The organism is Gilliamella sp. Pas-s27, from assembly GCF_009795865.1.
Lineage (GTDB): Bacteria > Pseudomonadota > Gammaproteobacteria > Enterobacterales > Orbaceae > Gilliamella.
The window spans coordinates 1-23,090 of the sequence record NZ_WTEW01000022.1 but is presented as its reverse complement, the minus strand read 5'-3'; the positions used below and the strand labels follow the sequence as shown (position 1 = coordinate 23,090).

The 23,090-nt window shown below is 36.3% G+C and carries 15 protein-coding genes and 1 tRNA gene; 3 read left to right on the top strand and 13 right to left on the bottom strand.

Annotated features, from left to right (window positions below):
- Positions 1-13: 13 nt before the first annotated feature.
- The 3 genes from cydD to GQ589_RS09110 all read left to right on the top strand — a co-directional run bounded on the left by cydD (position 14) and on the right by GQ589_RS09110 (position 4,615).
- Positions 14-1,729: a cysteine/glutathione ABC transporter permease/ATP-binding protein CydD gene (gene cydD / locus GQ589_RS09120; RefSeq protein WP_160425753.1), complete on the top strand. Its 1,716-nt coding sequence runs from the start codon at positions 14-16 to the stop codon at positions 1,727-1,729.
- Complete coding sequence (cydC, locus tag GQ589_RS09115) at positions 1,723-3,357, top strand: cysteine/glutathione ABC transporter ATP-binding protein/permease CydC (protein WP_160411339.1); 1,635 nt, start codon at positions 1,723-1,725, stop codon at positions 3,355-3,357. The genes cydD and cydC overlap by 7 nt, the downstream gene beginning before the upstream one ends.
- Positions 3,358-4,048: 691 nt before the next feature.
- Positions 4,049-4,615: an NAD(P)H-dependent oxidoreductase gene (locus GQ589_RS09110; RefSeq protein ID WP_160401513.1), complete on the top strand. Its 567-nt coding sequence runs from the start codon at positions 4,049-4,051 to the stop codon at positions 4,613-4,615.
- A gap of 826 nt (positions 4,616-5,441) precedes the next feature.
- On the opposite strand, the gene GQ589_RS09105 is transcribed toward GQ589_RS09110, so the two are convergent.
- The 13 genes from GQ589_RS09105 to GQ589_RS09045 form a co-directional block, all read right to left on the bottom strand.
- Entirely contained in the window at positions 5,442-6,524 is a 1,083-nt protein-coding gene (locus GQ589_RS09105; protein WP_160425750.1) for a hypothetical protein, read from the bottom strand.
- An 871-nt stretch (positions 6,525-7,395) separates the two neighbouring features.
- Positions 7,396-8,304 (bottom strand): tRNA pseudouridine(55) synthase TruB, encoded by a 909-nt coding sequence (truB, locus tag GQ589_RS09100; protein WP_202115064.1) that lies wholly within the window; start codon positions 8,302-8,304, stop codon positions 7,396-7,398.
- Between the two features lie 63 nt (positions 8,305-8,367).
- On the bottom strand, positions 8,368-8,745 hold the full coding sequence (gene rbfA, locus GQ589_RS09095; RefSeq protein WP_160400455.1) for a 30S ribosome-binding factor RbfA: 378 nt from the start codon (positions 8,743-8,745) through the stop codon (positions 8,368-8,370).
- 66 nt (positions 8,746-8,811) lie between these two features.
- The gene (infB, locus tag GQ589_RS09090) at positions 8,812-11,448 is read right to left on the bottom strand and encodes a translation initiation factor IF-2 (RefSeq protein ID WP_160400454.1); all 2,637 of its coding nucleotides are present in this window, start codon (positions 11,446-11,448) and stop codon (positions 8,812-8,814) included.
- 17 nt (positions 11,449-11,465) lie between these two features.
- Entirely contained in the window at positions 11,466-12,941 is a 1,476-nt protein-coding gene (gene nusA / locus GQ589_RS09085; protein WP_160400453.1) for a transcription termination factor NusA, read from the bottom strand.
- A gap of 17 nt (positions 12,942-12,958) precedes the next feature.
- Positions 12,959-13,420, bottom strand: a complete 462-nt coding sequence (rimP, locus tag GQ589_RS09080; protein WP_160400452.1) for a ribosome maturation factor RimP — start codon at positions 13,418-13,420, stop codon at positions 12,959-12,961.
- A gap of 191 nt (positions 13,421-13,611) precedes the next feature.
- Positions 13,612-13,688: transfer RNA gene (locus GQ589_RS09075), tRNA-Met, on the bottom strand.
- Positions 13,689-13,942: 254 nt separating this feature from the next.
- The gene (trpA, locus tag GQ589_RS09070) at positions 13,943-14,749 is read right to left on the bottom strand and encodes a tryptophan synthase subunit alpha (protein ID WP_160400451.1); all 807 of its coding nucleotides are present in this window, start codon (positions 14,747-14,749) and stop codon (positions 13,943-13,945) included.
- Entirely contained in the window at positions 14,746-15,939 is a 1,194-nt protein-coding gene (gene trpB, locus GQ589_RS09065) for a tryptophan synthase subunit beta (RefSeq protein ID WP_160411343.1), read from the bottom strand. The genes trpA and trpB overlap by 4 nt, the downstream gene beginning before the upstream one ends.
- Before the next feature lie 25 nt (positions 15,940-15,964).
- On the bottom strand, positions 15,965-17,347 hold the full coding sequence (gene trpCF / locus GQ589_RS09060; RefSeq protein ID WP_160425748.1) for a bifunctional indole-3-glycerol-phosphate synthase TrpC/phosphoribosylanthranilate isomerase TrpF: 1,383 nt from the start codon (positions 17,345-17,347) through the stop codon (positions 15,965-15,967).
- Between the two features lie 15 nt (positions 17,348-17,362).
- Positions 17,363-18,994, bottom strand: coding sequence for a bifunctional anthranilate synthase glutamate amidotransferase component TrpG/anthranilate phosphoribosyltransferase TrpD (gene trpD / locus GQ589_RS09055; RefSeq protein ID WP_160400448.1), 1,632 nt, complete (start codon positions 18,992-18,994; stop codon positions 17,363-17,365).
- Complete coding sequence (locus GQ589_RS09050; protein ID WP_160425746.1) at positions 18,994-20,556, bottom strand: anthranilate synthase component 1; 1,563 nt, start codon at positions 20,554-20,556, stop codon at positions 18,994-18,996. The genes trpD and GQ589_RS09050 overlap by 1 nt, the downstream gene beginning before the upstream one ends.
- 344 nt (positions 20,557-20,900) lie before the next feature.
- On the bottom strand, positions 20,901-23,090 hold a 2,190-nt coding region (locus GQ589_RS09045; RefSeq protein ID WP_160425744.1), incomplete at its 5' end, for a tetratricopeptide repeat protein.

The window sequence follows — 23,090 nt, the reverse complement described above, 5'->3', positions numbered from 1 at the left end:
AGTAACAATCTACATGTCATTAGATAAAAAACGCCAAACATATCTACTAGGCTGGCTAAAACAGCAGGCAAAAAAACATAAAAGTGATTTGCGTGCGTCAACATTAACGGGGTTTATGTTAACAATCTTGGTTATAACCCAAGCTGGATTGCTTGCTATTATCTTACAAAAACTCATTATTGAGCAGCACCATTTTGTGGACATTCTACCCTTTTTGGGTGCACTAATGGCTGTGCTGCTAATACGGGCGTGTTTTGTTTATCTACGCGAAAAAATTAACTTTGCTATAGGTAAAAAAGTTCGCCAACAAATTCGGCACCAATTAATTAATCAACTTGAACTGCATGGCCCTGCCTATTTAAATCAAAGCACCACTGGTGCATGGAGCACCTTGCTGATTGAACAAGTCGACAAATTACATGATTTTTTTGCTCGTTACTTACCACAAATGCGATTGGCAAGCATGACGCCCATTTTAATCAGTATTGCAATATTGCCATTTAATTGGGCTGCTGCAGCCATTTTGCTTTGTACTGCGCCACTCATTCCTATTTTTATGATATTAGTAGGCATGGGTGCTGCTGATATTAACCGCCGTCATTTTAAAGCACTTGCTTATTTAAGTGGTCACTTCTTAGATCGCCTTAAAGGTTTAAGCACTATTCGCCTATTCAACCAAGGTGATAAACAAACCAACGAAATTGCCAAAGCGTCAGAAGATTTTCGCATTAAAACCATGCAAGTATTAAAAATGGCGTTTTTATCATCAGCGGTATTAGAATTCTTTACTTCAATTTCGATCGCTGTGGTTGCCGTTTATTTTGGTTTTTCATATTTAGGCGAATTTAATTTTGGTGCTTATAACGGAACAGTTACCTTATTTGCGGGATTTTTTGCGCTGATCTTAGCACCCGAGTACTTTCAACCGTTACGAGATCTAGGAACTTATTATCACGCCAAAGCCGAAGCCATTGCCGCTGCCGACAATATCGAAGCATTCTTAACCCAAAAATCACCACAACAACACACTAACGTAACATTATCCAATATCCCATTTGCTCAATCCTTACAAACCATTCAGGCCGATAACTTAGTTGTAATATCAAACGAAGGTCACCCCCTTGTTGGACCGTTATCATTTTCGTTACGTGCGCCTTTTAAATTAGCACTCATTGGGAAAAGTGGTGAAGGTAAAACCTCGTTAATGCATGTTTTACTAGGATTTTTACCTTATCAAGGATCACTCAAAATTAACGGTATTGAATTTAACCAACTCGATATCAAAACTTGGCAACAACAAATTAGCTGGATTGGTCAAAGTCCGTATTTAATTAACAGCTCAGTGCGTGACAACATTTTACTTGGTAAACCAAATGCATCAGAACAGGAAATTGAAACAGTGATTCACAAATCGCAGTTAACCGAAGTCATCGCCAAATTACCTGCTGGTTTAGAGACACAAGTTGGAGAAGATGCCATTAGATTATCAGTCGGACAAGCACAGCGTATAGCATTAGCTCGAGCTATGTTAAAACCCTGCCAACTATTGATCCTTGATGAACCAACAGCTAGTTTAGATAAACAAACCATACAAAACTTAGATCAGCAAAATATCGCCACAAATAGCATCACCATCACCCATCAAAATGATGATATGCAATATTTTGATCAAATATGGCAATTATCAGAAGGAAAACTGCATTATCATAACAAGGAGAGTACATGCTAACTACTCTGCGCCCCTATATTGCACTTTACAAACACTATTTTGGGCAAATTTTATTGGGATTATCGCTGTCTATTCTAACCCTATTTGCTAGCGTATTTTTGCTATCATTATCGGGATGGTTTTTAGCCTCCACGGCTGTTGTTGGTGTAGCGGGCTTATATACCTTTAACTATATGCTACCTGCAGCAGGCGTACGTGCAGCAGCAATAACGCGAACCGCTGCCCGTTATATGCAGCGCTTAGTTGATCACAACACAACGTTTAAACTGCTTTCTTATTTAAGAGCCTTGGCGTTTAAAAAAATACTACCACTCAGTGCCAATCAACTTGCCCAATATCAAAAGGCGGACTTACTTAATCGCTTTATTGTCGATATTGATGCTCTTGATCACCTGTATCTAAAACTGTTTTCGCCTATTGTTACCGCACTTGTTACTATTGGTATTTTATTTATTGGGTTAGCAAATATAAACTTACCGATTGCTTTAACCATCAGTATTATTCTTACTACTACCTTACTGGTGGTGCCTGTTATCTTTTATCAAGCAGGTAAGCAATTAGGAATAACACTGGCAAAGCAACAAAGTGAATATCGGCTGCTATTAGTTAACTACCTACAAGGACAAGCCGAACTTACTTTATTTAATGCACAATCACGCTATCGTGCAAAACTTAATGAACTTGAATCGAGTTGGCTTTACAACCAACAACGCCAATCAACACTAATGGCACTATCAAGTGCACTTGTCTTATTAATTGCAGGATTTTTAACCTTATTAGTACTATGGCTAATCACACAATACACCCTATCGCCTTTAGTGGCGTTATTTGTCTTTGTCAGTCTTGCCAGTGCTGAAATACTCATGCCCATTCCTGGCGCTTTTATCTTTTTAGGGCAAGTACTCACATCGGCTACTCGCACTACCGCTATTTTCAATCAAAAACCTGATGTACAATTTACAACGCAAGGACAACCAATTGATCTAAAATCGGCTAAATTACAGTTAAACAACATCAACTTTAGCTATCCAAATCAACCTTTTGCGGTATTAACTGATTTTTCCTTAACAGTCAAAGCTGGCGAACATATTGGCTTAATTGGCAAAACGGGGTGTGGCAAATCCACATTATTAAGTTTAATCACACGCAGTTGGGAACCCAATTCGGGGGAAATTTTTATTAACGACAAACCAATAAACCAACTCGATGAACCCACACTTCGCCAAGCCATTGCCGTTGTTCCGCAAGTAATTACTATTTTTAGTGATAGCCTACGGCACAATTTATTAATCGGAAACCAACGAGCAACTGATGAACAACTCATAGCGGTATTACATCAAGTCGAACTCGATAAACTGCTCACCACTGAACAAGGGTTAAACTTACTCCTTGGACAAGGTGGTCGCTCCCTATCAGGTGGCGAAATCCGCCGTATTGGTCTTGCAAGAGCATTGCTACATAATTCGCCATTAATTTTAATGGATGAACCAACAGAAAGCCTTGATCAACAAACAGAACAGCAAATGATTCAATTAATTAAAAAGACCTGTAACGGTAAAACGTTGCTAATGGTGACACATCGATTGACAGATAATCCGTTGTTTGATCGGGTGATTTCGATGGGATAGTTTTTTTGTATAATAGATAAATAGGATCGAAAGTGTAGTTATGGGCGTTTCCATCTTTGTGAAAAAATGCCCACCATTACACCTTTAAACCAAAAAAATTAACAAACAGCCCAAAAGTTGTTACCACTTTATTTGTTATATAAAAACTTAAATAAAATCAATGTCTTTCCTGACCAATTTTTTGTAAGTAAAGTTTGACTGATTTATTGGAGCTTTTTAGCCAAGCATAATAACCCGACATACTGACACTAAGTAACGAGCATATCCTGATAATGGGATAGAAGGTTAAATAATTTTTTATATAAGCGTATTTCAGCGACTTGGGTTGTTGATGTAGTACACATGTGCCTTTTTAGTGTGTCATTGGTCATTTTCAGTTCTTTAATTTTTTCTAAGGTTATAATCCGCTGTTGCTCAACCGTTGACTCTCGACGGCTGGTTTTATTGGGGCAAGTTGCCTAATCCACTTATCTAGAGTCGAGTTGATTTACCTCACCTAGGTGGTTAAGTTCACTTATGGAAAGGTGTGCCAGAGATAACACATAATCGACTGATTGTTGTTTGAATTCGATGTTAAACTTTTTCACCATAATATTTGTCTCCTATGAGTTTTGTTTATATCATAGAGGCAACTTTTGTCCATTTTTTGGCTAGGATCAAATTTATTTTTAAAAAACAATGAGATTTTACAATGAAAACATTAATAATTTATTCTCATCCCTATGAAAAGAGCTATAATCATGCTATTTTGGAAAGAACTGTATCTCTTTTAAAAGAAAGCGGAAAAGACTTTGATATTATTGATTTATATAAAGATGGTTTTAATCCAATATACACTCCCGAAGAATTAAGGTTATACAGTACAGGACAAACAACAGATCCTTTAGTAGAAAAATATCAGAAAATGATAACGGATGCATCTGATATCGTTTTTATATTTCCTATTTGGTGGTACGATTTACCAGCGATCTTAAAAGGTTTTATTGATAAAGTATTTAAAAAGAACTTTTCTTACATTGATACTCCAACGGGAATAAAGGGTAAGATTAATCATATCAACTCAACTACAGTTTTAACCACTTCTGATGCCCCTACTTGGTTTATCCGTTTCTTTGCAGGAAACAGCATTAAATCTGTTTTTATTAATTCAACTTTGAAACAATTAGGAATTAAGAATGTGACTTGGAAAAATATGGGACAAATTAAAAATGCTTCTCAAGAGAAGAGACAGCTATTTTTGAAAAAAATCAAATTTTAATTTGTCTTCTTAAATCCGTGATTGATCCTCACCAAAAAGTGTACAGAAGTCACCGCTATGATATAAATACAAATCATAAGAGAAAAATATCACGGTTAAAAAATTTAGCGTCGAATTCAAATAACAATCAGTTGATTATGCGTTTCATTGATCTGAAAAACAATATACTAAAGGACACTCAACTTGTTGTTATTCAAACAGATTTTCGTGATTTATATTATTTTGATTACACAAAATTTGATAATGGAGAATGTCCAATATATATTATGTTTCCATCTGCTAAATGTAAATTTTATACTACTAATTTTTATATAAAAGAATGAAAGAATATTTGTGAGTTATAACTTCTAACATTCCACTAAACTGGCAAGGGATACTCCAGCACCAGACTTTCCTTGTGCAAGGTTAAAGCAAAAAATAAAGTCCTATCATGTTGCCACCAATTAAGCCGTTGATGATGCTAACCACCATATCAATGCCTTGGCGACGGTCACTGCCCATCGCCGACATCCTTTCGTTCATGGGCTTGTTGTAGGCGTCTTCGTAGATTTTTTGTTACTACTTGTCGGTTAAGACGGGCCTTTGTTTGTTGCTTTTAATTCGGTGTTATTGCCAACCTTGCTATCAAAATCATCTTTGTCATTACAAAAAACTTAAATAAAATCAATACCTTTTCTGACTGATTTTTTGTGAGTAAAAATAGTGAGTTAATGTGTTTTTTATGTTTAGTGACATAGTTAACTATCACTTTTTAATAACAAATACTCTAATATGGACTAGAATTGTCAGGTTAAATTTGAACTACTACAACTAGAGGCGGAAAGTGCTACAAGCGACTAGTGCCATCCGTTTTCAGTCCAGTTTGTTTTTGTATTGCTGTAAACTTCTTTTCTGACACTTCCACAATACATTCAGCCACTTTTGTATCCTCTTTTACATGGACGATAGATACTCTTAAGTAATTACCAAAATCGGTTTTTAATAAACTCTCATAATAAATACCGACGCACTGATTATAAGGCCACTTGTTATCATTTTCACATCGTTCAGCAATACTTTCTCTTAGTTCTGATGCATCAAAATCAGGTTCTTCTACCACATTTGCTTGACCTGTTTTTGAACAAGCACAAATTAAACAGTCTTGCTGATCATTCGTTTGATTTTCACCAAATACTTCTAATGGAATCACTAAAGATGGAGCGGAGGATGGTTGATAAAGTTTTTTATAATTGACGGTAAAAGATTTTTGATTACATTTGATGATTAACCTATCATTACCAAATAAGCTAACATTTTCTATTGCTTGACATTGATTTGAGGCAAGTAAATAGTAAGCCAATTTAATTACTTTATCATGGGGGAATTGGGATGTATGTTGTTTTTGAAATTTAATAATACTATCACTAATATGGGATTTTAGTTCACTATTGTTCCTATCTAGAATAAGTATAACATATAGTTGGTCATAATATTTACCATATCTGGTTCCATCAACAGGATCTGTATAGATAATGCTATAATCATCATCATTGAGTAAATTAACATAAGGATATTCTGGAACAAAATATTCTTCATAGTTATCTAACCCTCCGCCAAACCAAGGATTAATAAATGAGGAATTACCTTTTTGGGTAGCCAGCGCATAACTTAGTACGCTGTTATCTGGATTTTGGCAGGTTAAAATAATGTACATTTGGTCGTTGGTAACAAAAGAGTGTTTAAATTTATGACAAATTGGTTTGTCATAGTTGGGTTTGTAATAATAAAATTTTTTATCGGTTGTTGCATAGCCTTCAGCGAAATTCTCTCTTAGATTTTGAATCCGTTTTTCATCTGGTGTCCCAGTATCTTGATAGAAAGGTTTTAAAGTATCGCCAAGTAGTTCCTCTTTAAGATTTTTTTTTGCCACAAAATAATTTTGCGTTTTATTTTCTATGATTGAGTTATTTATCGGGATAAAAAAGATAATCGCAAATAACATTGTAATTGTTATATAGTCACCTTTTTTTTTGTTGAATTTGATTAGTAAGTAAGATACACCGACAAGAGAATTAAAAATAAATAAAACGATAATTAGAAACGTTGTTATTTTTTGATCACTAAGTATAAGATTACTATCTTGACCAAGTCTAGAAAAAATAATAAGGCATTCAATTGTGAGTAAAATTGTAACAAAAATTCGCATGTCCTAATTTTTTCAGCTATTGCATATTTCCACATATTATAATGAAGATAATGATATTCACAAAATATAATGGAATAACCGTAAAAATTGTGGTTAAACAAGGCACATTTTCTAAACTAGAAGAAATAGATATTGCAGCAAATTCTGTGGCAACAAGAGTGTTTCATAATATGTTGATTAAAAATGAAAAATTGATGAAAACAATACACGTTTTCAAGTTGAAGGATAGCAAATGACAGCCCAACTTGAACAAAGCAAAGGAATAGAGATTTTTAATGAAAATCTTGTTCATTTTGAAAAAGTAAATGCAACTATCCTCTAAAATAGTACAGCAAAAAGTAGTACATTCGCTTTGGTAAGAATAACACAGTACCAAATCGTCTTTATATTAAAATTATAGTTTAAGCAGAGATTTTCTGAATCTAGTTTACAATCACAACTTCTGCGGTACTATTTGCCCATTTTTTACATTGGTATTGCTTATTATCTTGTAAAAAAGATTCAGGATTTTATACCGTTTCATATCTAACCAAGTCATTAAAAACCACTAGCTTGAAGAACTTGTTTTTTGTGGTTAGCTTTAAACTAAGCAAAACTAGTTGATGAATGTTGATATTAAACGCTTTGGCGATAATTTGTGATACAGCTGTATTCCTGCACCGATAAATTGCTTACCTTGATAAATTCGCACTAAGGTTTCAACTTGCGCAGAGCTTTCAAGTTCGATGCTTCGTCCTAATAATATGTCTTTACCTTGCGCATCACTAAGGATGATTTTTGGGCGTTCTTGCAATGGGCTGTCAATCGGCATTAGTAAATCATCTTTAAGTTCGATATTTTGTAGCTGCTCTAAGGTGACCATGTTTTCAATCGGGTAATTGGATACTTGTAAACGCCTTAAATAAATAACATGTGCCCCACAACCAAGTAATTCACCTAAATCATCAATGAGCGTTCGAATGTAAGTTCCTTTAGAGCAGTGTATTTCTAACGTTAATTCACGATTATTGGCATTAAAATCAATAAATCGATTTTCGTAAACGGTAATAGGTCTTGCTTCACGTTCAATGACAATGCCTTGGCGAGCATATTCGTAAAGTGGTTTTCCTTGATATTTTAGTGCTGAAAACATGGTTGGCACTTGTAAAATATCGCCACGAAAATGCGTTAATGCTTGGTTAATTTGTAATTCAGTCACTTTGACTGGTTTAGTACAAATAATTTGACCATCAGCATCAGATGTATCGGTTCGTTCACCAAGTTTGGCAATCACACGGTAGCGTTTATCTGAATCCAATAAATACTGCGAGAACTTGGTTGCCTCGCCAAAACAAATAGGTAACATGCCTGTCGCTAATGGATCAAGCGCACCTGTGTGCCCCGCTTTTTTAGCGTTAAATAACCATTTTACTTTTTGCAATGCATCATTAGATGTCATGCCTTGTGGTTTGTCTAGTAATAAAACGCCGTGAAGATCACGGCGAGTTTTTTTTATATTCATCATTTATTTTATACACAAATATATAGTTACCTGAAATTTTTGACAAAATCAGGGCTATTTTTAATATTAATCTTTATGACGTTCATTATCCTGTTTGATAACATCTGCTACCAAACTCGACATTTGCATCCCCTTAACTAGCGATTCGTCGTAAAGGAATTTGATTTCGGGAATGATTCGTAAACGCATCGCTTTGCCAATTAAAGTGCGAATATAACCTTTAGCGTCATTAAGTACCGCTAAACCTTGTTCAATCACTTGAGGATCGTCGTCATTTAAAAAAGTGACAAACACTTTAGCATAGGCAAGATCGCGAGAGATATCAACACCTGAAACCGTTACCATACCAAGACGAGGATCTTTAATTTCTCGTTGTAAGATAATTGCAATTTCTTTTTGTAGTTCATGTCCTACTCGAGATGAACGATTAAATGCTTTTGCCATATCTATTTTCCTTAAAAAATGAATAAGCAAGGCCTAAAACCTTGCTTATAACATGTTGCGTAATAATTAGATAGTACGCTTGATTTCGATGGTTTCAAAGACTTCGATCGTATCGCCGACACGAACGTCGTTGTAGTTACGCACACCAATACCACATTCTGTTCCGTTACGCACTTCATTAACGTCATCTTTAAAGCGACGTAATGATTCAAGTTCGCCTTCATAAATAACAACGTTATCACGCAGTACACGAATTGGGTTATGACGTTTAACCACACCTTCAGTGACCATACAGCCAGCAATAGCACCAAATTTAGGTGATTTAAACACATCACGCACTTCAGCAAGACCAATAATTTCTTGTTTATATTCTGGTGCAAGCATACCACTCATTGCTTGTTTAACTTCGTCAATTAAGTCATAAATAACAGAATAGTAACGTAGATCTAAGTTTTCTGATTCGATCACTTTACGCGCAGAGGCATCGGCACGTACGTTGAAACCTAAAATAATCGCATTCGATGCCGCAGCAAGTGATGCGTCTGTTTCAGTGATACCACCTACGCCAGATCCAATAATTTTAACTTTAACTTCGTCAGTAGATAGTTTAAGTAATGAGTCGGAAATCGCCTCAGTAGAACCTTGAACGTCTGCTTTTAAGACAATATTAAGTTCAGAAACATCCCCTTCAGTCATGTTACTAAACATATTTTCAAGTTTCGCTTTTTGTTGACGAGCAAGTTTTACATCACGGAATTTACCTTGTCGGTAAAGGGCAACTTCACGGGCTTTCTTTTCATCACGCACAACAGTAGCTTCGTCACCGGCAGATGGTACGCCAGATAAGCCAAGAATTTCAACCGGTATTGATGGACCTGCTTCAGTCACTTCTTTACCAAGTTCGTTACGCATTGCACGGATACGTCCGTATTCAAATCCACAAAGAACGATGTCACCTTTACGCAAAGTACCTGATTGAACAAGAACAGTTGCTACCGAACCACGACCTTTATCAAGGAATGATTCAATTACCACGCCACTTGCCATACCTGTTTCGTATGCAGTTAATTCAAGAACTTCTGCTTGTAGTAAAATCGCCTCAAGTAGTTGATCAATACCTGTTCCCGCTTTTGCTGAAACATGAACAAACTGAGTATCTCCACCCCAATCTTCTGACATTACACCATATTGTGCAAGCTCACCTTTTACCCGTTCAGGATCGGCTTCTGGTTTATCAATTTTGTTAACAGCAACAACGATTGGTACATTTGCGGCTTTAGCATGCTGAATAGCTTCAATTGTTTGTGGCATCACGCCATCATCGGCAGCAACAACAAGTACCACAATATCAGTAGCTTTAGCACCACGAGCACGCATTGAGGTAAATGCCGCATGCCCTGGAGTATCTAAGAAGGTAATTTCACCGCTTGCAGTTTTAACATGATAAGCACCAATGTGCTGAGTAATACCGCCAGCTTCGCCTGATGCGACTTTGGCTTTACGGATGTAATCAAGTAATGAGGTTTTACCATGGTCTACGTGTCCCATAATAGTAACAACTGGTGCACGAGAAACCTTTTCAGCCCCTGTATCACGGTCGCTCATGAGTGATTCTTCAAGTTCATTCTCACGACGTAATACCACTTTATGCCCCATTTCTTCAGCAACTAATTGCGCAGTTTCTTGATCAATAACTTGATTAATGGTTGCCATTGCCCCCATTTTCATCATGGTTTTGATCACTTCAGAGCCTTTTACTGCCATTTTGTTTGCAAGTTCAGCAACTGTGATCGTTTCACCAATCACAACATCACGATTAACCGCTTGCACTGGTTTGTTAAAGCCTTGTTGTAAGGTACTTTTACCTTTCTTTTTATGACCACTGCGAGTTGCTGCTCGTGCTTCTTCGCGTTCTGCTTTACCTTCTGATAATTTGCTACCTTTTTTCTGTTTATTCTGTTTACCACTGCGACCTCGACCACGTGCGCTTTCAACTTCACGGTCGGTGTCATCTTCAGCTGCTCGGGCATATTTCGATGTTGTTACATGATAATCTTCTTCTTCGGTAGTTTCGCTTTCATCAACATCATTATACTGCTCCGCTAATTTACGTGCTTCTTCAGCCATACGTTTAGCGTCTTCTTCTAATTTTCGACGATTTTCTTCTTCGGCTTTACGTTTAATTTCGTTTGCTTCCGCTTCTAATCGTGCTTTTTCTTCTTGTGCTTTTTTTACTTTTGGATCAGTAGATTGTTCTTGCGCTGCTTTTGCCTTTTCTTCTTGTGCACGCTTTTTAGCTTGTGCTTCTTCGCGTTTTTTTGCCTCTTGTGCGGCTAGTCTTTCTTTTTCCTCCGCTTCTTTTTGGGCTTTTTGCTCAGCTTCAAGGCGAGCCTTTTCTTGCTCTGCGGCAATTTCGGCGGGATCGCGTTTAACGAAAGTTCGTTTTTTACGAACTTCTACTTTAATTTCTTTGCTTTTGCCACCCCCACTCGACACATTCAAGGTTGAGTGCGTTTTACGTTGCAATGTTAACTTTGTTGGGCCTTGCTGAGGTTTTAAGTGAGCAAGCAAAGCTTCTTTTTCCTTTTGTGTCACAGTATCAGATGCAGATTTGTTCATCCCCGCATCGGCAAACTGTTGCAAAAGAGTTTGCACTGGAGTGTTGATCTCTTTAGCCAGTGTTTCGATTGATACTTTGGTCATGTATTACTTTTCCTCAATTATTCATCTGCAAACCAACAAATATTACGTGCAGCCATAATAAAATCGCCAGCTTGTTCTTTTGTTATACCTTCAATATCAGCTAAATCATCAGTACCTTGTTCTGCTAAATCTTCCAAAGTAATGATGTCATGTTGTACTAATTGATAAGCTAACTCTTGTGTCATACCAGGTAGATTTAGTAAATCTTGAGCTGGTTGTTTTTCACCACTATTTGCTAGTGCAAGTGTTGTTAATGCATCTTTTGCTCGACTTCTTAATGCTTCAATCAGATCTTCATCAAGTTCTTCGATTTCAAGCAATTCATCAACCGGTACATAGGCAAGTTCTTCAAGCGAAGTAAAACCTTCTTCAACCAATAATTGAGCAAGGTCTTCCTCAATATCCAAATGTTTTACAAAATTACTGATTGCCGCAAAAGATTCAGCATGATGTTTTTCCTGTAAATCTTCGGTACTCATTACGTTTAATGTCCAACCAGTAAGTTGCGATGCTAAGCGAATATTTTGACCGTTTCGACCAATGGCCTGTGGTAGAGTGTCGACATTAACCGCAACATCCATGGTGTGCTTATCTTCATCAACAACGATCGAAACCACGTCGGCTGGAGCCATAGCATTAATAACGTATTGTGCTGGGTTGTCGTCCCATAAAACAATATCAATACGTTCACCACCGAACTCATTAGATACGGCTTGCACACGTGCACCACGCATTCCTACACAAGCTCCAACAGGATCAATACGGCGGTCGTTACTGCTTACGGCAATTTTAGCACGGGAACCTGGATCTCGAGCCACGCCTTTGATGTCAATCGTTTCTTCACCAATTTCAGGCACTTCAATGCGGAATAATTCTTCCATCATTTCTGGGTTTGAACGGCTAATACAAAGTTGGGCAGGTTTATTATTTTGCTCTACAAGATATAAAATACCACGAACACGATCACCAATACGGAAATTTTCACGCGGTAACATGTCATGACGTGACATCATAGCATCAGCATTGTTGCCTAAATCAAGAATCACACTATCACGATTGGTCTTTTTAACAATACCTGTCACGATATCGCCAATACGATGTCTAAACATGTCAATTACCATGGCACGTTCTGCTTCACGTACTTTTTGTACAATCACTTGTTTAGCCGTTTGCGTGGTGATACGATCAAAAGCAACGGATTCAATTTGTTCTTCAACATAATCACCTAGTTGTACTGATGGGTCTTCGTATTGTGCTGCATCTAGCGTCATTTCTTTCGTTGGTTGCGTAACGTCATTAACAACTAGCCAACGGCGGAATGTGTCATAGTCACCAGTTTTATGATCAATTTTTACGACAACATCAATATCAACAGCATGTTTCTTTTTAGTGGCCGTTGCTAATGCAGTCTCTAGTGCTTCGAAAATTTTGTCGCGCGTAAGCGCTTTTTCGTTTGATACTGCTTCAACAACAGCTAAAATTTCTTTATTCATCCTTTTACATCCGTACTCTATTTAAGGTTAAAATTAGGTACAATGTTTGCTTTTTGTATATTGCTAAAAGCAAACACTTCATCATTATCATCAACAGTTAATGTGATCATTTCACTGTCGATAGACTTAATTCGTCCTTTCCATTTGCGACGGTTAGCAACAGGAATACGCAGACTCACTGTAACTTCTTCGCCGATAAAACGCTGATAATGTTCAAGCGTAAACAAAGGCCTGTCCATTCCTGGCGATGAAACTTCAAGATTGTAAGCATCTTTGATAGGGTCTTCGACATCAAGAACTGCACTGATTTGTCGGCTAACATCAGCACAATCATCAACCGTTATACCATTTTCACTATCGATATAGACTCGTAATACAGGATAACGACCACGAATATATTCAACCCCGACTAATTCAAAACCAAGTGCATTAACTGGCTCTTGGATAATGCCGGTTAATTGTTGTTCTATATTAGCCAAACAAACCTCCACTGCAGAAAATAAAAAAGGGCATAAAGCCCAACATTTTTTTAAACTTACGTTTAAATGATAACACGAAAAAAAACCTCGACATGCGAGGCTTACATTTAAATACTAACTATAATGAAGCCACTTGTTTCGAACTTTCATAAATAAAAAAGGGTAGATTGGTTTATGAATGAAAATTTAAGTGGTTGCGGGGGCTGGATTTGAACCAACGACCTTCGGGTTATGAGCCCGACGAGCTACCAAGCTGCTCCACCCCGCGATAGATGAGTGAGAATTATACGGTATTTTGAATAAAATGCAACTGGAAATCACGGTAGTTTTATTAATATGTTTAAAATCACAAAAAATATTACACATTAATTTTTTCGTGTTTAACATTGTATGGGGGCCTGCTTCCTTAAAATGAAATAATAGCTGAGTTTATATAAGCACAATAATTTTATAAGCACAATAATTTGATTTTCAATGCAACTATTGTGCCTATAACTCATTGCCATAAATTACTTACATAAATTACTTATTAGTTGTCTTTTTCATTGTTTTAACAAAATGGGCTAACTGGCTAAGCATCTGTTCTGAATTATTAAGATTTTGCTCAATAATTTTAACCGTTGCTGAGCCACTGATTGCGCCTACCGCACCTGATTTAATGGCTTGGGCCACTTGTTCAGGATCTGAAATACCAAATCCTTGAATCGCTGGTGGTGCACCAAATTCAGTTAATTTCTTTAATAAATGTGCAAGTGGTTTATTGGCACGATTTTCAGTACCTGTGACTCCTGCTCTTGATACCAAATAGGTATAGCCTTTGCCTTGACTTGCGATATTTTTAATGACTTCATCGTTAGCATTAGGAGGACAAATAAAAATAGGAGCAATATTGTATTTTTCGGCAGAATTTGTAAATTCTGATGAATGTTCAACAGGGACATCAGCAATTAAGACTGAATCAACCCCTGCCTTGGCACATTTGGCATAAAAATTATCAATACCTTTTTTAAAAACTAAATTAGCATAAATCAATAACCCAATTGGAATATCAGCATATTGCGATCTAATCTTGGTTAAGATATCAAAACACTTTTCAACCGTTATTCCACCATTAAATGCACGAATATTGGCATTTTGGATAGTTGGACCATCGGCCATGGGATCTGAAAATGGAATTCCAAGCTCTAACGCATCAGCACCCGATTCGATTAATGTTTGAATAATTTTAAGCGACAATTCTGGTGTTGGATCACCAATAGGAACAAAAGGAACAAAGGCACCTCGTTTTTCAGCTGTTAACTTAGTAAACAGTTTTTGATAACGGTTCATTCCACTTCTCCTTTTGCTTTTAAAATATCATAAACGGTAAAGATATCTTTATCACCACGACCTGATAAATTAACAATTAATAGCTGATCTTTAGTTGGGTTTTCTTTGATCATTTTCATTGCATAGGCTAATGCATGCGATGATTCTAATGCAGGAATAATGCCTTCACTACGTGATAAGGCTTTAAATGCTTCTAACGCTTCTTCATCAGTAATAGAAACATAATCAGCTCGCCCTATGCTATCTAAGTAAGCATGTTGTGGTCCAACCGATGGGAAGTCAAGCCCTGCTGATATTGAATAGGATTCTTCGATTTGTCCTTCGTCGGTTTGCATCATTGGCGATTTCATACCAAAATAAATCCCCAATTTGCCGTGTTTAAGCGATGCGCCATGTTCACCTGATTCAATACCATGCCCTCCAGGCTCAACACCAATTAATCTAACCGATTTATCGTCAATAAAATTAGCAAACATCCCAATAGCATTTGAACCACCACCAACACAAGCAATAACAGCATCAGGCAAGCGTCCTTCTTTTTCAAGAATCTGCTGTTTAGCTTCACGGCTTATCATCTGTTGAAATTCACGCACAATTGTGGGGAAAGGGTGTGGTCCAGCTGCTGTACCAAGCATATAGTGGGCTTTTTCATAACTACCAGACCAATCTCGCAATGCTTCATTACAGGCATCTTTCAAAGTTGCTGATCCCGTTTCAACAGGGATCACTGTTGCCCCCATTAATCGCATTCTAAACACATTTGGGGCTTGGCGTTTAACATCTTTTGCCCCCATATAAATTCGGCATTTTAAACCAAGTAATGCGCAAGCTAAGGCTGATGCAACACCATGTTGACCTGCGCCTGTTTCAGCTATAATTTCGGTTTTTCCCATTCTTTTGGCAAGTAAGGCTTGCCCTAATACTTGATTTGTTTTGTGTGCACCACCATGAACTAAATCCTCTCGTTTTAAATAAAGCTTAGTTTTAGTTCCTGCAGTTAAATTTTTACATAATGTCAGTGCGGTTGGTCTACCAGCATAATTAACTAATAGGTCATTAAACTCTTTTTGGAAGCTTGGGTCATTTATTGCAGAAATGAAGGCATCCTCAAGTTGCTCAAGTACTGGCATTAATATTTGAGGAACATATTGCCCACCAAATTCGCCAAAGTAAGGATTTAATTTAGACATAACCATTCCTTTTTAAATTAAAAAATTAAATTTTTTCAAATACTGCTTGGATCTTCTGTTTATCTTTAACCCCGGGTGAAACTTCAACCCCTGAATTAAGGTCAACACCAATCACATTCGTCGCTAAAGCTGATTTGATATTTTCTGGATTAATGCCTCCAGCTAAAATGACATTATTTAGATCTTGATTATCAAGTAGCGACCAATCAAAGCTTTTCCCTGTACCGCCAGTACCGTGATCAAAGATATAACGAGACACTAATGAATTGGCATGTTCAGGTACAGCACCATCAATACTTAATGCTTGCCAAATTTGACAAGTTTTGGGTAATTCTTGGCGCAATGTTTTGATATAGTTTTCATCTTCATCCCCATGCAATTGCACTGCATATAAAGATAACTGTTTTGCTATTTGGCATACGGTTTCAATATCTTCATTGCGAAAAACCCCAACCCAGTTAAGTGGTGCTGCGGCAATAACTGTTCTTGCTTTAATGGGTTGGATATAACGCGCTGAATTTGTAACAAAAATCAAACCACCATAAACCGCACCGGCTTGATAAGCACTAACCGCATCTTCCGCACGGGTTAAGCCACAGACTTTATTTTCCCCTAACATTACTTTGCGAATTACTAACGTTAAGTTGGCTTCTGACATTAACGCACTGCCAATTAAAAAGCCATGTGCATAATGGCTAAGATCTTTAATTTGATTGTGAGTATAAATTCCTGACTCACTAATAATAATACGATCATTAGGAATCAATTTAGATAAGTTTTTTACGCGATTTAAATCAACGCTAAGATCACGTAAATTACGATTATTAATCCCAATCACTCTAGCCCCAAGATCGATTGCTCGTTCAACTTCGTCTTCGGTGCTGGCTTCAGTCAATATGCCCATATTAAGTTGATGAGCAATATGACTTAAATGACGATACTCATCGTCCGTCAATACTGATAGCATTAAAAGTATTGCGTCAGCTTGATAATAACGTGCCAAGTAGATCTGATATTCGTCAATAATAAAATCTTTACAAAGTATAGGTTGTGTAACTTCATTTCGAACTATGGGTAAAAATTCAAAACTACCTTGAAAATATTTTTCGTCTGTCAGCACCGAAATAGCCGAAGCATAATTTTTATAAACCTTAGCTATACTTGCGGGATTAAAGTCATCTCGAATTAATCCTTTTGATGGTGACGATTTTTTACATTCTAAAATAAAGACAGTTTTAGGTTGATTTAGCGCCTGATAAAAATTGCGATCACTAGGGGATATCGCTGATTTAAAGGTATTAATTGGCTTTACTGCTTGCTGCTCAGTTAACCAAATTTGTTTATCCTCAATGATTTTTTTCAATACTGTTGCCATTTCAACATTTTTTACTAATGCTGCAATTGCCATATTATTCTCCACTCATTATCTTGCTGCTAATTGTTGTAATAGCGTATAAGCTTTACCACTGTGCATCATTTCTATTGCACGCTGCGCATTTTGTTTTAAGTCTTCCTCACCGAACAAACTCATTAACATCGCAACATTAACCGCAATAGCTGCCTGATGAGCTGGTTTACCATGACCTTGTAAAATGGCAATCAACATATCACGATTCTGCTCTGGTGTCCCGCCTTCAATATCTTTTAAGGTAAATGTTGGTAAACCAAAATCATCAGGAGTAATTGAGAAGTAATGGATTTCGCCATTTTTAACTTCGGCAACTTGAGTTTCACCATGAATAGCAACTTCGTCCATTCCTGCACCATGCACCACATAAGCATGGGTATAGTTCAACATTTTTAACGTTTCAGCAATTGGTTTAATTAAATCAGGATGATACACGCCTAATAAAATACGTTTAGGACGAGATGGGTTTATTAATGGTCCTAGTACATTAAAAATGGTACGCGTTTTTAACTGTTGGCGAATTGGTGCTGCATGACGGAATCCTGAATGATATTGCTGCGCAAATAAAAAACATACTCCAAGTTCGTCTAATGCTTGACGAGATGCTTGAGCTGGCATATTCAATTTAATACCTAAAGCAGATAATACATCCGAAGATCCCGATTTACTTGATACCCCACGATTACCATGTTTTGCCACTTTATAGCCCAATGCTGCTGCTACAAAAGCACTCGCTGTTGAGATATTAATACTATTGGTACCATCGCCACCTGTCCCTACAATATCAGTAAAATCATAATCGGGAATATCAAAAGCATCAGCATTTTCAAGTAAGGCTTGAGCGGCACCTGCAATTTCATCAGGTTTTTCACCGCGAACTTTCATACTAATCACTGCGGTAGCCAAGACGGTGGGTTCAATCTTACCTTGAATAATTAAATTAAAAAGGATTTTACTCTCATCTTGAGTGAGCACTTGCCCCAAATATAATTTATTTAAAATGGATTGAACATTGTATTCTTGTTTATCGACAATGGCTTCTTGTTTTGGTTTTTCTTCTTTTTGAGGTGGCGTAAGTGCCCACTCTATCGTTTGCTCTAATAATTTTACGCCTTGAATAGTTAAAATCGATTCTGGATGGAATTGAAAACCACAAATGCGATCTTCATCATTACGCACCGCCATAACAACATTATTACAAAGTGCATTGATAGTAAGTGTTTTGGGAATATTCTCCCCTTTTAAAGAATGATAACGTGCAACAGGTAACGGATTTGGTAACCCTTTAAACATGGCTTGCTCGTCATGCTCAATCAGCGATGCCTTGCCATGTAAAATATCACCAGCAGGTACAATACTACCACCATAAGACTCCACAATAGCTTGATGACCAAGACAAATACCAATGATAGGCAATTTACCTTTTAAACGTTTTAACAGCTCTGGCATACATCCTGCATCACTTGGTGCTCCTGGACCTGGTGATAACATTAAAATAGGGTTTTGCATTTGCGATAATTTTTCAATAATCACATCAGCCGGAATAGTATTTCGATAAATCGTCACACAATGCTTACTATTACGTAATTGATCGACCAAGTTATAAGTAAAAGAATCAATATTATCAATAAATAAGATATTAGCCATTAGAATACACCTTCTACATTATGCGCTGCCATGATAGCTCGAATAACTGCTCGTGCTTTATTTCGTGATTCATCTGATTCAGATTGCGGTTCCGAATCTAAAACAACACCACTACCAGCTTGTACTGTCGCTATGCCATCTTCTACATAGGCACTACGAATCACAATACAGGTATCAAGATCGCCATTAGCAGTAAAATAGCCTACTGCACCACCATAACTACCACGTTTTACTTTTTCAGACTCAGCAATTAATTGCATGGCTCTAATTTTAGGTGCCCCAGTTAAAGTTCCCATATTCATGGTTGCTTGATAGGCATGAAGGGCATCTAAATCATCACGCAGTTGCCCAACAACTCTTGAAACTAAATGCATCACAAAAGAGTAACGATCGACTTTTAACAAATCTTTGGTGTAACGAGTACCGGGTTTACAAATACGCGCTAAATCGTTGCGCGCTAAATCGACTAACATTAAGTGTTCTGCCAGTTCTTTCTTATCGGTACGCATTTCGAGTTCTAATCGACTATCTAAATCATAATCAATATCGCCATTAGCAGTTAGACCTCGTGGACGTGTTCCTGCAATGGGATATATCTCAATCTGATTTGTTGCTTTAGTATATTTAAGTGCACTTTCAGGCGAGGCGCCAAATAACACAAAATCACTATCTTGCATATAAAACATGTAAGGGCTTGGATTATTGGTTTTTAATACCTGATAAGCCGATAACGGTTGTGGACAAGGTAAACTAAAACGCCGCGAAGGCACAGCTTGAAATATTTCTCCCTGCTCAATTGCATCTTGCATTTTTTTAATAACTGTATTGAAATCATCATCACTTTTATTACATGTCACATCGATATTAGCAAGGGACTGAGTATGAATGGTTTTCATTGGGCTATTTAATGTTACTTGTAAATTAGCTAACCGTTGTGTTAAACGCTCAGTTTCTTTTGAATCAGAAGTAAAAACCGTCGTTTTTAAAATGGATTTATGATCTTTGTGATTAATTTCTAGTAATGTTTCAGCTAAATAAAAACAGAAATCTTGACAACGCTGCTCATTAGGTAACTTAGGTAAGTTTTCAAATCCAGCGACAAGATCATAACCAAATAATCCCCCGACAAAAATCGCATCAGAGCTTGCTGTCAAAGGTAGATTTACTACAGTTAACAGCATTCTTAATGCATCAAAGACAGATAGCGATTTTAAACGTGAATCTTCGTCTTGCAAATTATCAATAGTCGGAAAAACTAACGTTAACTTTTGCTCATTTACTCGTTGCTCCACAACATTATTCGCAAAAGCCTGTTGTAATAACGGTAACAGCTTTTCACCATTAGAGGTTAACGCATGGAAAGTGACTTCATTGTTGATTGCCGTAATACGCACTGCACTATCAACAATCATTACACTTTTAATCCCTTGCTTATTATCAATTTCGGCTGATTCAAGCAACAATGTTGCCGGTTTACTATTACATAACTGATAAAACACTTGGGTTGGATCTTGATAATAACCGATGGTTTGGGTTATTTGTGTTAATGTCGGCTTATTCATTGTTGACTCTCTACTGTTTAAATTTTTATTTAGACTGATTCGTTTAACATCCAAAAACTAAAAAACCCGCATAAAACGGGTTTCGTAAAATAAGATAATCTCATTACATCACCCACAAAAAGTCATACGCCACCAACCAAAGCGAGTGAATTGACGAGTAATAAGATGTAAATATTGTGCTTTCATAATTTTTATCGATTAAAAATAAATTTTGTACTATTAAACTAGTTCAGTGATGCAATGTCAAGTGAATATTTTGTGCACAGCAATAAAATTGCTATGGGTGAGTGATTGTGATTTTTTATAAAGGACACAACAAAAATGTATGCGTCCTTTTACCAAAATTAACGCAATGGCATTTCCGATTGCACAACTTTAATGTGCTTAAGTTTTGATTCTGATTTCGGCCTCCTAACATGGTTTGTGATCCATAATTTATGATAAGGTTGGCACTGTGGTCCTAAATAGATCTTATCAAGATAACCTTCTACTTTTTGACCATAATTCACAAACAAACTATTGGCATAATCATAATTAGCTGGTGCTTGAATTTTTTTATCAGCAATATGGGTAATATAAATCATTCGGCATTCATCTTCGTCTTCAAACGCCGCATGTTTAATTAAGCAAGAAATGGGCATTATTGCTAAATTGATTAATTGATCGAGATTGCTAAGTGCTTTTAACTCCTCTTTTGCTTTTAAAGCTGTAATGATTTTCCTTATCTTATTTAAATTAACTCGAATTTTTGCTATTTTACCTTCTTCACCCAATGAATCTATATAATTATTCCATTGATCCTCAATCGTCTCAGGTGGACTACCTTGGTGTTCCAAGTAAAAAGAAAATTTATTACGTTTTGCAATACTAATATATTTACTATTAGGATCAAAATAGAGACAACGGAATAATGGTAAAAGCTCTAAAGAACATATATTGTTAGAGTCTCCATCATCTTTATCTTTATTCTCTTCAGAATCGCTTTTGGTTACTTTCACTTTTGTATCATAACTTAAAAGAGCAACACTATCAGGATTGATGCTACTTTCAACTTTCTTGCCAAAAAAAAATTGATTAAACACCAGACTAACACCTGAACCAATAATATTGTTTTCATTGCCATATAAACGAAATTGATTTAAACAGTTATGGTTAAAGGTAAAACTGGTTAAAAAACTTTTTATTTCACTATTGGGATCGTTGTTCATACCTAACCAATTGCTGAGTAGTTGGTTTTCGGTTGGATCATTCATAAAATCGACAACATTTAAACGAACATGACTATCATTTTTTAAAAGCTCAAATAACACGCTAGGATTGGTATAGTGTGCAACCCGTCGTTCAAATTGTTGTCCTTGTTCGCTTTCTGACTCGTCTAATTTAAAAGTAACAAGCAATTCCTTTTGAATTTTCTCAGTTAATTTTCTTATTTGACAAATAGGCTTGATAACTAAATTATCTCGTTCCTCTTTAGTTTTAAATAAATCGTTTTCTTCAATATTAGATACGGCTAACATAATTTGTGCAACAATATATGCTTTAAAAATATCCAGATTTAAATAAATTGTTCTATTAGAATAATTTACTAGTTGGTAATAATTTTTTGATTTTTCATAATATTTTTCCTTTTGGTTAAAATAAAAATATTCACCTAAACAATAATTTGCATAACTAGAAATTAATGGCACTCCACTATCACGAGCTTGTGAAAAAAACTGAACGGCTAGTTCTGGATCATTTTTATCATCTTGGTAAATAAAACCTAAATTCAATTGAGCTAGAGCATAGACTTCAGCATTATCCTCTTTTTTAACCCTGTTATAATATTCTTTTGCCTCTGCTATATTTTTTTTATCTTCATTAAAATAGTAAATCCTACCTAAATTAAATTGCGCTAGAGCATAGGCTTTGGCATTATCCTCTCTTTCAACCTTGTTATAATATAATTCTGCCTGCTTTATATCTTCTTTATCATATTCATAAATTGTACCTAAAAAGAATTGCGCACTAGCATAGGCTTTGGCATTATCCTCTCTTTCAACCTTGTTATAATATAATTCTGCCTCTGCTATATTTTTTTTATCTTCATTAAAATGGTAAATCCTACCTAAATTAAATTGCGCTTTAGCATAGACTCGGGCATTATCCTCTTTTTTAACACTGTTATAATATTCTTTTGCCTCTGCTATATTTTTTTTATCTTCATTAAAATGGTAAATCCTACCTAAATTAAATTGCGCTAGAGCATAGGCTTTGGCATTATCCTCTCTTTCAACCTTTTTATAATATAATTCTGCCTCTGCTATATTTTTTTTATCTTCATTAAAATGGTAAATCCTACCTAAATTCAATTGCGCTAGAGCATAGGCTTCGGCATTATCCTCTCTTTCAACCTTGTTATAATATAATTCTGCCTGCTTTATATCTTCTTTATCATATTCATAAATTGTACCTAAATTCAATTGCGCACTAGCATAGGCTTTGGCATTATCCTCTCTTTCAACCTTTTTATAATATAATTCTGCCTGCTTTAT